Genomic DNA, 13,548 nt, shown 5'->3' with positions numbered 1-13,548 from the left:
AGCTTATCCGGCTTATGAATGGAAAGGGACTTTTGACCAATGAAGAAAAACCAAAGCTATTTATAAAAAGATATCATTGAGGCTGTAAAATCGGAAGATCTAGATGATGATTTTTGTTTGTATGATAAGGATACGGGAGAACGGAATTTCCAAGCCAGCAATTTGTTTGCTGATTATCGACAAGTGTGGATGACAGGGATGTTTATCCTAGACAAGTAAGAGAGTTAGAGCTAGGAGTCTCTTTATAAGAACAGCACACAATGTTTTTATCCTATCTGTTATAAATGATTCTACTAGACTATGAATCTGGCTTTTTTACATAAACTTTCTAGAGTAAATGTTTAGATAAAATAAAAAAATCTAGCAGAATTGTCTGAATTGTGGTACAATAAAGCGATTTGTGAAAGGAAATGATTGAATGAGTGAAAATGAGTTGAAAAATAATGAAAAAATAGAAAAGAACGGGATGAAACGTGGCTTACAAAATCGGCATGTTCAGATTATTGCCATTGCTGGAACCATCGGCACGGGTCTTTTCTTGGGGGCGGGGCGCTCGATTAGTCTGACTGGTCCGTCTATCATCTTGATTTACATGCTGACGGGCCTTTTCATGTATCTGATGATGCGGGCGATTGGGGAAATGCTTTACTACGACCCTGACCAGCATACCTTTATCAACTTTATTACCAAATATTTGGGAACTGGCTGGGGGTATTTTTCTGGTTGGTCCTACTGGATTTCTCTGATTTTTATCGGAATGGCTGAGATTACGGCTGTTGCCCAGTATGTGCAGTACTGGTTTCCTGACTGGCCAGCTTGGATGATTCAGCTTGTCTTTCTAGCCCTTCTTAGCTTGGTCAATCTGATAGCAGTTCGAGTCTTCGGCGAGGTCGAATTTTGGTTTGCTATGATAAAGATTGTGGCTATCATAGCCTTGATTGCAACGGCTGTCTTTATGATATTGACAGGCTTTGAAACGCCTCACGGAGTAGCTAGTCTTGGGAATATTGGCCGAGGTTTTCAGCTTTTCCCTAATGGCTTTGTAAGTTTTATCATGGCTTTCCAGATGGTTTTCTTTGCCTATCAGGCCATTGAATTTATCGGGATTACGACTTCTGAAACGGCTAATCCACGGGCAGTCTTACCAAAGGCCATCAAAGAAATCCCTTTGCGGATTGTCTTGTTTTACGGGGGTTCTCTCCTTGCCATTATGGCTATCATTCCTTGGGAAAAACTGGCAACGGCTGACTCTCCCTTTGTTATTGTTTTTCAGTTAGCTGGTCTCAAATGGGCGGCGGCCTTGATTAACTTCGTGGTTCTGACCTCAGCGGCCTCCGCACTGAACTCGACCCTTTACTCAACAGGTCGCCATTTGTATCAGATTGCTCACGATACGCCCAATCCTTTTCTTGAGAAAATAGGAGCTGGGAAGCTGTCTCGGCAAAACGTTCCGCAGAATGCGATTTTGACTTCGGCGGCTGTCATTGCCTTTGCGGCCTTCATCAAGATTCTGCCGGGAGTATCAGATTCCTTTGCTCTGATTACGGCTTCCTCGTCTGGTGTCTACATCGCCATCTATGGTTTGACCATGCTGGCCCACCTCAAATATCGTAAGTCACCAGATTTTATGGCAGATGGTTACCTTATGCCAGCTTACAAGTTTCTCAATCCTTTGACCATGCTCTTCTTTGCCTTTGTCTTTGTCACTCTTTTCTTACAAAAGTCAACGGTAGTGGGAGCAATCGGATCAGCTGTCTGGATCATCGTTTTTGGTCTTTACAGCCAGTTCAAATTCCGAAAATAAACAAAGCTTTTTAGGAAGAAGCGTATTTTCTCTCAGTCTAAGAGGCTGAGAGATTTTCTTTTTCTTGTCTCATTGGCTGTTTGGGGTATAGGTATTTGGTCGAGAAAATGATATAATGAAGAAAGAAATAATGTAAAACGAGGCTGAAATGTTAAATATTCAAGAAATTAAGAAAAATGCTGGCGGTTTGCAGTTTGATCAAGACTTTGATTTGGCGCAAGAGCTAAAAGAACGTAATCGTGAAGTGCTAGATATCCAGAAGATCGTGGCTAGAGGTCAGGCCCAGTATGAAAATGGGCTTTATTTTTTGGATTACACCTTGACCTACCAGATTACCCTGGCTTCTAGTCGCAGTATGGCTCCAGTTGATAGGGAGGAAGCCTACACGGTTCATGAAGTCTTTGCTTCCGTCGAAGATGGCTCTGTGCAAAAAGATTTGCTGGAAGATGATTTGGTTCTGCCATTTGAGGGAGATTCGATCGATCTGGCAGCCAGTGTGGCGGACAATATTTTACTTCATATTCCGCTAAAAGTTTTGACTCCTGAAGAGGAGGCTGGTGCGAGTATGCCTACGGGAAATGACTGGCAGGTGTTGACGGAGGAAGCCTACCAAAAGCAGCAAATGGAGAAGAAAGAAGCCAATAGTCCTTTCGCCAGCCTTCAAGGCTTATTTGATGAATAAAAGCGTCTAAAATCTAGTAGAATTCTAGAGTATTATCAAGGAAATCTCTTTGAATCTTCTTGAAATATGAGCGCAATTTTGTTACACTAGATAGAAAGACTGTGAAGGAGATATGATGACAGAACGAGGCTTGTTAATTGTCTTTTCTGGCCCCTCAGGCGTTGGAAAAGGAACAGTAAGACGGGAAATTTTTGAGAGTACGGACAATCAGTTTCAGTATTCTGTATCTATGACGACTCGTCCGCAGCGTCCTGGAGAAGTTGATGGTGTTGATTATTTCTTTCGCACTCGTGAAGAGTTTGAGGAGTTGATCCGTCAAGGGCAGATGCTCGAGTATGCAGAGTATGTCGGCAATTATTACGGGACTCCGCTCACTTATGTCAATGAGACCTTGGATAAGGGGATAGATGTTTTCTTGGAAATCGAAGTCCAAGGAGCACTCCAAGTCAAGAAAAAAGTGCCCGATGCTGTGTTTATCTTTCTGACTCCGCCAGACTTGGAAGAGTTGAAAGACCGTTTGGTTGGCCGTGGTACAGACAGTGCAGATGTTATTGCTCAGCGGATTGAGAAAGCAAAAGAAGAAATTGCCTTGATGCGAGAGTATGACTATGCCATTGTCAATGACCAAGTGCCTTTGGCAGCTGAACGTGTAAAACGTGTGATTGAAGCCGAGCATTTTCGTGTGGACCGGGTCATCGGTCACTACCAAGACATGCTTCCTAAGGATGAAGCAGTCGTCCGTTAATAAAGTTAGAAATTAGGTAAATAGTTATGATGTTAAAACCGTCGATTGATACCTTGTTAGACAAGGTACCGTCAAAATATTCTTTGGTTATCTTAGAAGCTAAGCGTGCCCATGAGCTAGAAGCTGGTGCTAAGCCAACTCAAGATTTTAAATCAGTGAAATCAACGCTACGTGCTTTGGAAGAAATTGAATCTGGTAATGTTGTGATTCACCCAGATCCAGAAGGAAAACGCGAAGCAGTTCGCCGACGTGCGGAAGAAGAACGTTTGCGTAAAGAAGAAGAAGAGCGCAAGATCAAAGAACAAATTGCCAAAGAAAAAGAAGAGGGTGAGAAAATTTAAGGTTGGGGTTACTCAATCTTATTTTTCGTTTAGGGAAAGCGGGGTGAGAGTGTGAAAGTTGCCAAGGTTATTGTTGATGTTCCTCTGATGCAGACGGACAAACCATACAGCTATGCGGTTCCAGAGGAGTTTTCTGGCATGCTACAAGCTGGGATGCGGGTGCATGTGCCTTTTGGTAAGGGCGGTCGGTTGATTCAAGGGGTGATTGTTGGCTTGGCGGATGAGAAAGCTGAAGATTTGGCTGGACAGATTGGAGAATTGAAAGATATTGCAGAAGTTCTGGACTTTAGACCGGTTCTCAATGCGGAGCAGCTCTGGTTAGCCGACCAATTGCGACAGTATGTCTTTTCCTATAAAATTTCCATCCTGAAGGCTATGTTACCGAGTCTTCTTAATTCCAGCTATGACAAGTTGCTTTATCCAACGGAGCAGCTTTCAGCTGAGGAGCGGCAGGCCATTTTCGGTCAGGAAGCTAGTCTTCGTTTTTCTGATTTGAACAAGAAAAGTCAGTCCAAGCTCATGCGGTTGACTCAGGCTGGTAAGATTCGCCTGGAATACCAAGCGATTGACCGTAAGCATATCAAGACAGAAACCTGGTATCAAGTTGATAGAGAGCAATTGGCTCAGTTTCTGCCTTCTGCCCGAGCGAAAAAGCAGCAGGAACTTCAGACTTATCTGCTGGAAAATCCGCAATCAGGTCTTCTCAAAGACTTACGAAAACGCTTTTCACCTGCAGTGGTCAACATTTTCTTAGAAAGGGAGCTTCTCCATATAGAGGAGAGAGAGGTCAGCCGGTCTGCGGCACATTTCCAAAAGGAGCGACAGGATAAAAAGCTGGTTCTCAATGAGGAACAGGCAGCCGCGGTCGCTGCGATTTGTGAAAAAATCGGTGAAGAAAAGGCTCAACCCGTTTTACTAGAAGGAGTGACGGGGAGTGGCAAGACTGAAGTTTATCTCAAGGTCATTGAGGAAGCTCTAGGTCAAGGAAAGACAGCGATTATGTTGGTGCCGGAAATTTCTTTGACTCCTCAGGTGACCGACCGTTTTATCTCGCGCTTTGGTGACAAGGTGGCTATTTTGCATTCCGGTCTATCTGACGGTGAGAAGTACGATGAGTGGCGCAAGGTGGAGCGGGGAGAGGCCCAGGTCGTTGTTGGTGCTCGTTCGGCCATCTTTGCTCCGCTAACAAATATCGGAGCCATCATCATTGACGAGGAGCATGAATCCTCCTACAAGCAGGATTCCAATCCTCGCTACCATGCCAGAGATGTGGCTCTTCTGCGAGCTCAGTACAATCAAGCTGTCTTGGTGTTGGGTTCGGCGACTCCGAGTTTGGAAAGCAGGGCCAGAGCCAGTCGTGGCGTCTATGACTTTTTGCAGTTGACTAAGCGGGCCAATCCGCTGGCACAGATTCCTCAGGTTCAAGTGGTGGACTTCCGAGATTATATCGGGCAAAATGAAGCTAGTAATTTCACTCCAGTCCTGCTAGAAGCTATTCAGGATCGTCTGGAGAAAGGCGAGCAGACGGTTCTCATGCTCAACAGGCGAGGTTATTCCAGCTTTGTTATGTGTCGGGAATGCGGCACGGTGGACACCTGTCCCAACTGTGATATTTCTCTGACCTTGCATATGGATACCAAAACCATGAACTGCCATTACTGTGGCTTTACCAAGAATATTCCTCAGGCCTGTCCTAATTGTGCCAGTCGCAGCATTCGCTACTATGGTACGGGGACACAGAAGGCCTATGATGAGCTGACGACTCTCTTTCCAGAGGCTCGAATTCTGCGCATGGATGTGGATACGACCCGTAAAAAGGGGAGCCACGAAGAAATCCTAGAGGCCTTTGGTCAGGGGCAGGCAGATATTCTGCTGGGGACTCAGATGATTGCCAAGGGACTGGATTTTCCTAATGTGACCCTGGTCGGTGTGCTCAATGCGGATACGGCATTGAATCTGCCAGATTTTCGTTCTTCGGAACGGACCTTTCAGCTGCTGACTCAGGTAGCAGGTCGGGCAGGTCGGGCTGAGAAAGCAGGACAAGTCTTTATCCAGTCTTACAATCCGCATCACTATGCCATTGACTTTGCTAGAAAGCAGGACTATGAAGGCTTCTACGCCTATGAAATGGGAATCCGTCGGCAGTTGGGCTATCCTCCTTATTACTATACAGTCGGGCTGACCCTATCACACAAGGATGAGGAAACGGTAGTCAAGAAATCTTATCAAGTCATGGATATTTTACGGAGTGGCCTGTCGGACAAGGTGCAAATTTTGGGTCCCACACCCAAGCCCATTGCTCGAACCCACAACCTCTACCACTATCAGATTTTACTGAAGTATCGCTTTGAGGATGACCTGCAACTCACGCTCAATAAGGTATTGGAGTTAACGCAGCAAGCGGAAAACAAGGACCTGCGGCTCAGTATTGATAATGAACCTCAGAATTTTATCTGATGGCAAAAGTGAGCGAGAACTGTCAGCTTTGCTCGCTTTTTTGATATAATAGAAAGAAAAACAGTTGCAGCTGACGGGATTCTGCGACAGATTTGAGGAAATGACAGTGAAATTAATTTTTATGGGAACGCCTGACTTTTCAGCAACGGTCTTAAAAGGCCTGCTGGAAAGCGAACAATATGAAATTTTAGCGGTGGTTACTCAACCAGACCGAGCGGTGGGGCGCAAAAAGGAAATCCGCATGACACCGGTCAAGGAAGTGGCTTTAACGAACAGCTTGCCAGTTTACCAACCAGAAAAGTTAGCTAAAAGCGCTGACTTGGAAGAGCTTATGAACTTAGGAGCTGACGGCATCGTGACAGCAGCCTTTGGCCAATTTCTGCCTAGCCGTTTGCTGGACAGTGTTAACTTCGCAGTGAATGTCCATGCCTCTCTCTTGCCAAAATACCGTGGCGGAGCGCCTATTCATTATGCCTTGATAAATGGTGACCAAGAAGCAGGTGTGACCATTATGGAAATGGTCAAGGAGATGGACGCTGGTGATATGATTGCCAGTCGAGCAACAGCCATTGAAGAGTCTGATAATGTCGGAACTCTCTTTGAAAAACTAGCTGTGATTGGTCGCGATCTTCTTTTAGAAGTTTTGCCAGCCTATGTAGCGGGAGAGATTCAAGCTCAGCCTCAGGATCCAGAGCTGGTAACTTTTTCACCGAATATTAGCCCAGAGCAAGAGCGGATTGATTGGACAAAGACCAGTCGCCAGATTTTCAATCAGGTTCGGGGCATGAATCCTTGGCCGGTAGCCCATACCCTGCTAGCTGGTCAGCGCTTCAAGATTTATGAAGTTAGCCAAGTGGAAGGCAGCGGTCGTCCAGGTGAAATCTTGACAATCAGCAAGAAAGAATTAGTGGTCGCAGCGGGGGAGGGAGCTCTTTCTCTAAAGACGGTGCAGCCATTCGGCAAGCCTAAGATGGACATCAAGGACTTTCTCAATGGTCTGGGTCGGAGTTTAGCAGTAGGTGATGAATTTGGAAAGTAAGCAAAAAAGAGCCCGAGAGCTTGCTCTGGAAATCCTGGAAGAAGTCTTTGAAGAGGGAGCTTATTCCAATATTGCCCTTAATAAGGCTCTGAAACAGAGTGCTCTCAGTTCAGCTGATAAAAGCTTGGTTACGGAGCTGGTCTATGGAACAGTCGCTCGCAAAATTAGTCTGGAATGGCAATTGGCTCATTTTGTGGAGGATAGAGACAAGCTGGACGCTTGGCTTTATATCCTGCTTGAGCTCAGCCTCTATCAGATGCTCTATCTGGATAAAATCCCTCAGCATGCTGTCGTCAATGAAGCTGTTGAGATTGCAAAAGGCCGCAAGCGTGGCAGTGAAAAATATGTCAATGCCATCCTGCGGAAGATCGAGCGGGAAGGCGCAGCTGATCCGACTACTATCAACCGCAAGAATAAGCGCTATTCAGTCGAGTATTCTCTACCAGTTTGGCTGGTCAAGGTTTTGATTGACGAATACGGGGAAGAACGCGCGGAAGCTATCTTTTCTAGTCTCTTTGAGCGCAACAAGGCCAGCATCCGGGTGACGAATGTGGCTCGAAAGGAAGAAGTTAAAGCGGTTCTGGGTGCGGACGATTCGTTCTTGGCTCCTTCAGCCTTGGTAAAGAAGCAAGGCCATTTTGCTGGTCATGAGTTCTTTGAAAAAGGTTTGATTACTATTCAAGACGAGTCTAGCCAGCTGGTTGCTCCGACCCTGCAGATTGAAGGATATGAGCAGATTTTGGATGCCTGCAGTGCGCCAGGTGGCAAGGCTGTGCATATGGCTTCCTATCTGAGGACTGGTCAGATTACAGCCTTGGATCTTTACGACCATAAGCTGGACTTGATTCGTCAAAATGCAGAACGCCTAGGATTGGCAGATAAAATCACGACGAAAAAACTGGATGCAACCAAGGTATTTGAGACTTTTGGTTCAAATGCATTTGATAAAATCCTAGTGGACGCTCCCTGCTCTGGTATCGGCTTAATTCGCCGCAAACCAGACATTAAGTACAATAAGGAAAACGCTGATTTTGAAAATTTACAAAAAATTCAGCTGGATATATTAGACAGCGTTTGTCAAAGTCTACGTAAAGGTGGTATAATAACTTATAGTACTTGCACGATTGTGTCTGCAGAGAATTTTGATGTAGTCAAGAAATTTCTAGAAAGACACCCAAATTTTGAGCAAGTTAGACTAGAACATGAAAGAGAAGATATCGTGAAAGACGGCTGTATCTTGATTACGCCGGAATTATACGGAAGCGATGGATTTTTTATCAGTCAATTTAGGAAGATATCGGACTAAGAGGAGGAAACTGACAGTATGGAAATTTCAATATTAACAGATGTTGGTCAAAAGCGGACAAATAATCAGGATTATGCCAATCTTTTTGTAAATCGGGCTGGCAAAACCATGATTATCTTGGCTGATGGTATGGGGGGCCACAGAGCTGGTAACATTGCCAGTGAAATGGCTGTAACAGACCTGGGTGCTGCATGGGTTGATACTCAGATTGACTCAGTGAACCAAGTCCGTGAATGGTTTGCAGAGCATTTGGAACAAGAAAATCAGCGCATCCACCAATTTGGTCAGGACGAAGAATACAAGGGTATGGGCACGACGCTAGAAGCCTTAGCCATTATTGATAATCAAGCTATCTATGCTCATATTGGTGATTCTCGAATTGGCTTGATTCGCGGTGAGGAATATAGCCAATTAACCAGTGACCATTCACTTGTTAATGCTTTGCTCAAGGCTGGACAGATTACACAAGAAGAGGCAGAACGCCATCCGCAGAAGAATATTATCACTCAATCTATCGGTCAAAAAGATGAAGTGCAGCCTGATTATGGCATGATCACATTAGAAGCTGGTGATTACCTTCTGCTCAACAGTGACGGTCTGACTAATATGATTTCAGACAGCGAAATTTATGATATTGTCACTAGCGATATCAGCCTATCTGAAAAAACTGAAACCTTAATTCGCTTTGCCAACAATGCTGGAGGGCTGGATAATATCACAGTTGCTCTGGTTCGTTTTGACAAGGAGGAACAGGAATGATTCAAATCGGCAAGATCTTTGCCGGGCGATATAAAATCATCAAACAGATTGGCCGTGGAGGCATGGCAGATGTCTATCTGGCGCGAGATCTGATACTTGATGGTGAGGAGGTTGCTGTAAAGGTTCTTAGAACCAATTATCAGACGGATCCTATTGCAGTTGCCCGCTTCCAAAGAGAAGCCAAAGCAATGGCGGACTTGGATCATCCTTACATTGTCCGGATTTCCGATATTGGAGAAGAAGATGGTCAGCAATATCTGGCCATGGAATATGTGTCTGGGCTTGACCTCAAACGCTACATCAAAGAAAATTCTCCACTTTCAAACGAAGAAGCAGTCAGAATCATGGGGCAAATCCTACTGGCTATGCGCCTGGCGCATACACGCGGGATTGTCCACCGTGATCTGAAACCACAAAATGTCCTCTTGACACCAGATGGCGATGCTAAGGTAACAGATTTTGGGATTGCCGTGGCTTTCGCTGAGACCAGTCTAACTCAAACCAATTCTATGCTGGGCTCGGTGCATTATCTCTCGCCAGAGCAGGCACGGGGCTCCAAAGCCACTGTTCAGAGCGATATTTATGCCATGGGGATTATTTTCTACGAGATGCTGACAGGGCATATCCCTTATGACGGAGATAGTGCTGTGACGATTGCTTTGCAGCATTTCCAAAAGCCCCTGCCTTCAATCATCGCAGAAAATCCGAATGTTCCTCAGGCCTTGGAAAATGTGGTCATTAAGGCAACGGCTAAAAAGCTGAGCGATCGCTATCAATCCGTTGCAGAGATGTATGTTGATTTGTCCAGTAGCTTATCTTATGATCGTCGAAATGAAAAGAAGCTGGTCTTTGATGATGGGGCCAAGGCAGATACTAAAACTTTGCCAAAAGTTCCTCCAGTTCCTCAGTCAACCCCAAGCCCTGCCACAGAAGCAGTGGCTACTAAAGCTACGGCTGATGTGAAGAGAGAGGCCCCCGTTTTGAAAGCTCCAGTCAAAAAGCCGAAGAAACGTCATTTAAGAGCTAGATACAAAGTTATGTTTTTAGCTATTCTCTTAGTTTTTGCAGCTTTCTTCTTTCTGATTTACAAGAGTCCTGCCAATACTACAGTTCCAGATGTAGCAGGTCAAACAGTGGCGGAAGCTCGTTCGACCATTACTGCTAAGGGCCTTGAGGTAGGAGAAATCAAGGAGGACTACAGTGATAAAGTGGCGGAAGGTAAGATCATCAAGACAGATCCACCAGCTAATAGTCAACGTCGTGAAAACAGTAAAGTGAATTTGATTGTCTCCAAAGGAACAAAAACCTTTACGGTAGAAAATTACGTCGGTAAAAAGTCCTCAGAGGCGATTGAAGATCTGAAAAGCACTTACAATATTCCTGAGAAGCTGATCAAGATTGTAGAAGAAGAAAGTTCTGATGCTGAAGAAGGAGTGGTCATCAGCCAAACCCCAGCTGCAGGCTCTTCTTATGATGTGACGTCAAATAAACAGATTACTCTGACCGTTGCTAAAACAGTGACTACTGTTCCAATGCCGGACTTTGGTCATCTCCAAGTTTCGTATGCCTATGCGCGGTCCTATCTGATGGAGATGGGAATCGCTTCGTCTCGTATTGAGCGAGTGATTGATCGCTCTGTGGAGTCCAGTCAAGCTGATTTGGTGACATCCCAGTCTCCAGCAGCTGGTCAAGGTATTAAATTGAAATCAAATACCAAGATTACTTTCTACGTGACAGACGGTACGGTAACAAGTTCTTCTAGTACAAGCGAACGTTCATCGTCGTCATCGCCTTCCAGCAGCACTACGAGTGAGAGTGAAAGTCACTCTAGCTCTTCCAGCAGCTCTACAACAGCATCGACGGACCATCAATAAGGCGTCTAGCTACAATTATCCTATCTAGTCTATTTTAGACTTTGTAGAGAATTAGAAGTATATCCCTTGATTTTCAAGGCAAACTATGCTATAATCGTTTTAGTGAATATGAAAGAGAGGCGAGGAAGTATCTTCGCCTCTTGTCTGTGAGGAGGTGCAGTCTTATCGCAACAATTGTTGAATTAGTAAGAGAAGTCATTGAGCCAGCCATCCAAGAACCCTATGAATTAGTAGATATTGAATACGGCAAGATGGGCGGTGACTATGTTCTCAGTGTTTTTGTAGACAAGCCCGAGGGGATTACGGTCAATGATACAGCAGATTTGACCGATATTATCAGTCCTCTGTTGGACTCTATCAAGCCCGATCCTTTTCCTGACCAGTATTTTCTGGAAGTGACTAGCCCAGGCTTGGAGCGTCCGCTGAAGACCAAGGAAGCTGTGGCAGCTGCAGTTGGAAGCTATATCCATGTCAGTCTTTATAAGGCACTGGATAAAAATAAGGTTTTCGAAGGAACTTTGCTTGGATTTGAAGACGACGTCTTGCTCATGGAATATATGGATAAAACACGCAAAAAAGAAGTTGAAATTCCATATAATCTAGTGTCAAAAGCAAGACTGGCCGTTAAATTTTAGTAACAGATCGCAATAATATAATGAAGAAAGGAATACTTTTGCTTCGGCAAAAGTTACATGAAGATGAGTAAAGAAATGCTAGAGGCCTTCCGTATTTTGGAAGAGGACAAAGGTATTAAAAAAGAAGATATTATCGAAGCAGTGACAGAATCCCTTCGCTCTGCTTATCGTCGTCGCTACGGTCAGGCAGACAGCGCAGCCATTGAGTTTAATGAAAAAACAGGTGATTTCCATGTCTATACTGTCCGTGAAGTCGTGGACGAGGTCTTTGACAGCCGCTTGGAAATCAGCCTCAAGGACGCCTTGGCGATCAGTTCTGCCTATGAGTTGGGAGATAAGATCAAGTTTGAAGAAGCGCCAGCTGAATTTGGCCGGGTAGCAGCTCAATCTGCCAAGCAGACCATCATGGAAAAGATGCGCAAGCAAACTCGTGCCATCACTTACAATACCTACAAAGAACATGAAAATGAAATCATGTCAGGAACTGTGGAGCGCTTTGACAATCGCTTTATCTACGTCAATCTGGGAACTATTGAAGCACAATTATCGAAGCAAGACCAGATTCCTGGTGAGGTCTTTGCCTCTCATGACCGCATCGAAGTTTTTGTCTACAAGGTAGAAGATAATCCGCGTGGTGTCAATGTCTTCGTTAGCCGTAGCCATCCAGAGATGATCAAGCGCTTGATGGAGCAGGAAATTCCTGAGGTTTACGACGGAACTGTGGAAATCATGAGCGTGTCTCGGGAAGCGGGCGATCGGACCAAGGTAGCGGTTCGCAGCCACAATCCAAACGTGGATGCGATCGGAACCATCGTCGGACGTGGTGGTGCCAATATCAAGAAGATTACCAGCAAATTCCACCCAGCCAAGTATGATGCCAAAAGTGGCCGTATGATTCCGACTGAGGAAAATATCGATGTCATCGAATGGGTTGCCGATCCAGCAGAGTACATCTACAATGCCATTGCTCCAGCTGAGGTCGATCAAGTTATTTTCCATGCTGAAGACAATAAGCGAGCTTTGGTTGTTGTGCCAGATAATAAGCTTTCTCTAGCTATCGGTCGTCGTGGTCAAAACGTTCGCTTGGCAGCTCATTTGACTGGTTTCAGAATTGATATCAAGTCAGCTAGCGAATTTGAAGAAATGGAAGCAGCCAACGAGCTTGGTGGATTTGGCCAAGATTACGTACCAGCCGAAGTAGATGCTCCTTCAGCAGAATTTGAAGTGGAAGAGCTGAATAATACAGAAGTGGCAACTGAAATCGAACTCGAAGAAAGTGAAGCAGTAGCCACAGAATAAGGGAGGCAGATATGGCAAAAACAAGAAAAATCCCTTTAAGAAAATCAGTTGTGTCAAATGAAGTGATTGACAAGCGTGATCTGTTGCGCATCGTCAAGAATAAAGAAGGTCAGGTCTTCATTGATCCGACAGGCAAGGCCAATGGGCGAGGTGCTTATATCAAGCTAGATAATGAAGAAGCTCAGCAGGCCAAGAAAAAGCGGATCTTTAACCGTAGTTTCAGTATGGAAGTAGAAGAAAGTTTCTACGACGAGCTGATTGCCTATGTCGATCACAAGGTCAAGAGAAGAGAGTTGGGTCTTGAATAAAGAAAAACTAGCAAACTTGCTGGGTTTGGCCCAGCGGGCTGGCCGCGTCATTTCAGGAGAAGAATTGGTCATCAAAGCCATCCAAGAAGGAAAGGCTCATCTGATCTTTCTAGCTGAAGATGCAGGACCAAATCTGACAAAGAAGATTACTGATAAAAGCCATTATTACAAGATAGAAGTGTCAACCGTGTTTTCAACACTGGAATTAAGCACTGCGATTGGCAAGGCTCGTAAAGTAGCCGCCATCACAGATGCTGGTTTTACAAAGAAAATGAGGTCTCTTATGCAATAGAAGAGGA

General features: G+C 44.9%; 13 protein-coding genes and 1 pseudogene. All 14 read left to right on the top strand.

Features of this window, described 5'->3' with window-relative positions; translation table 11 throughout:
- Window positions 1-72: 72 nt before the first annotated feature.
- Window positions 73-233, top strand: a pseudogene (locus tag RWS39_RS09580) (DUF7716 domain-containing protein); the annotation flags it as partial.
- 185 nt (window positions 234-418) lie between these two features.
- Window positions 419-1,804 carry an amino acid permease gene (locus RWS39_RS07255; RefSeq protein WP_314481954.1) on the top strand — a complete coding sequence of 462 codons (1,386 nt, stop codon included), beginning with the start codon at window positions 419-421 and terminating at the stop codon, window positions 1,802-1,804.
- A 148-nt stretch (window positions 1,805-1,952) separates the two neighbouring features.
- Complete coding sequence (locus tag RWS39_RS07250; protein ID WP_311163818.1) at window positions 1,953-2,486, top strand: DUF177 domain-containing protein; 534 nt, start codon at window positions 1,953-1,955, stop codon at window positions 2,484-2,486.
- 112 nt (window positions 2,487-2,598) lie between these two features.
- Window positions 2,599-3,231: a guanylate kinase gene (gene gmk / locus RWS39_RS07245; RefSeq protein ID WP_005590938.1), complete on the top strand. Its 633-nt coding sequence runs from the start codon at window positions 2,599-2,601 to the stop codon at window positions 3,229-3,231.
- 26 nt (window positions 3,232-3,257) lie between these two features.
- Window positions 3,258-3,572 (top strand): DNA-directed RNA polymerase subunit omega, encoded by a 315-nt coding sequence (rpoZ, locus tag RWS39_RS07240; RefSeq protein ID WP_005590937.1) that lies wholly within the window; start codon window positions 3,258-3,260, stop codon window positions 3,570-3,572.
- 51 nt (window positions 3,573-3,623) lie between these two features.
- On the top strand, window positions 3,624-6,029 hold the full coding sequence (locus RWS39_RS07235; RefSeq protein WP_314481951.1) for a primosomal protein N': 2,406 nt from the start codon (window positions 3,624-3,626) through the stop codon (window positions 6,027-6,029).
- Window positions 6,030-6,129: 100 nt separating this feature from the next.
- Window positions 6,130-7,068, top strand: a complete 939-nt coding sequence (gene fmt / locus RWS39_RS07230; protein ID WP_314481949.1) for a methionyl-tRNA formyltransferase — start codon at window positions 6,130-6,132, stop codon at window positions 7,066-7,068.
- Window positions 7,058-8,374 (top strand): 16S rRNA (cytosine(967)-C(5))-methyltransferase RsmB, encoded by a 1,317-nt coding sequence (gene rsmB, locus RWS39_RS07225; RefSeq protein WP_314481947.1) that lies wholly within the window; start codon window positions 7,058-7,060, stop codon window positions 8,372-8,374. The genes fmt and rsmB overlap by 11 nt, the downstream gene beginning before the upstream one ends.
- 18 nt (window positions 8,375-8,392) lie before the next feature.
- Entirely contained in the window at window positions 8,393-9,133 is a 741-nt protein-coding gene (locus RWS39_RS07220; RefSeq protein ID WP_125373759.1) for a Stp1/IreP family PP2C-type Ser/Thr phosphatase, read from the top strand.
- Window positions 9,130-11,007 carry a Stk1 family PASTA domain-containing Ser/Thr kinase gene (gene pknB / locus RWS39_RS07215; RefSeq protein ID WP_314481945.1) on the top strand — a complete coding sequence of 626 codons (1,878 nt, stop codon included), beginning with the start codon at window positions 9,130-9,132 and terminating at the stop codon, window positions 11,005-11,007. Before RWS39_RS07220 ends, pknB begins: the two co-directional genes overlap by 4 nt.
- Window positions 11,008-11,153: 146 nt before the next feature.
- Complete coding sequence (rimP, locus tag RWS39_RS07210) at window positions 11,154-11,642, top strand: ribosome maturation factor RimP (RefSeq protein WP_037586333.1); 489 nt, start codon at window positions 11,154-11,156, stop codon at window positions 11,640-11,642.
- Window positions 11,643-11,705: 63 nt separating this feature from the next.
- On the top strand, window positions 11,706-12,941 hold the full coding sequence (gene nusA, locus RWS39_RS07205; protein ID WP_314481957.1) for a transcription termination factor NusA: 1,236 nt from the start codon (window positions 11,706-11,708) through the stop codon (window positions 12,939-12,941).
- Window positions 12,942-12,952: 11 nt separating this feature from the next.
- Window positions 12,953-13,249, top strand: coding sequence for an RNase P modulator RnpM (rnpM, locus tag RWS39_RS07200; protein WP_314481944.1), 297 nt, complete (start codon window positions 12,953-12,955; stop codon window positions 13,247-13,249).
- Entirely contained in the window at window positions 13,242-13,541 is a 300-nt protein-coding gene (locus RWS39_RS07195; protein WP_314481943.1) for a YlxQ-related RNA-binding protein, read from the top strand. Before rnpM ends, RWS39_RS07195 begins: the two co-directional genes overlap by 8 nt.
- The last annotated feature ends 7 nt before the right edge of the window (window positions 13,542-13,548 follow it).

The organism is Streptococcus cristatus (assembly GCF_963529205.1).
Classification (GTDB): domain Bacteria; phylum Bacillota; class Bacilli; order Lactobacillales; family Streptococcaceae; genus Streptococcus; species Streptococcus cristatus_O.
Note: the sequence above shows the minus strand (reverse complement) of the source record. Positions and strands in the feature narration are given on the sequence as shown.

What these genes read in the sequence shown, in the direction of transcription:
- RWS39_RS07255 (WP_314481954.1), top strand. Translation starts at nt 419, where the DNA reads ATGAGTGAAAATGAGTTGAAAAATAATGAAAAAATAGAAAAGAACGGG.
- RWS39_RS07250 (WP_311163818.1), top strand. Translation starts at nt 1,953, where the DNA reads ATGTTAAATATTCAAGAAATTAAGAAAAATGCTGGCGGTTTGCAGTTT.
- gmk (WP_005590938.1), top strand. Translation starts at nt 2,599, where the DNA reads ATGATGACAGAACGAGGCTTGTTAATTGTCTTTTCTGGCCCCTCAGGC.
- rpoZ (WP_005590937.1), top strand. Translation starts at nt 3,258, where the DNA reads ATGATGTTAAAACCGTCGATTGATACCTTGTTAGACAAGGTACCGTCA.
- fmt (WP_314481949.1), top strand. Translation starts at nt 6,130, where the DNA reads ATGACAGTGAAATTAATTTTTATGGGAACGCCTGACTTTTCAGCAACG.
- RWS39_RS07220 (WP_125373759.1), top strand. Translation starts at nt 8,393, where the DNA reads ATGGAAATTTCAATATTAACAGATGTTGGTCAAAAGCGGACAAATAAT.
- pknB (WP_314481945.1), top strand. Translation starts at nt 9,130, where the DNA reads ATGATTCAAATCGGCAAGATCTTTGCCGGGCGATATAAAATCATCAAA.
- nusA (WP_314481957.1), top strand. Translation starts at nt 11,706, where the DNA reads ATGAGTAAAGAAATGCTAGAGGCCTTCCGTATTTTGGAAGAGGACAAA.
- rnpM (WP_314481944.1), top strand. Translation starts at nt 12,953, where the DNA reads ATGGCAAAAACAAGAAAAATCCCTTTAAGAAAATCAGTTGTGTCAAAT.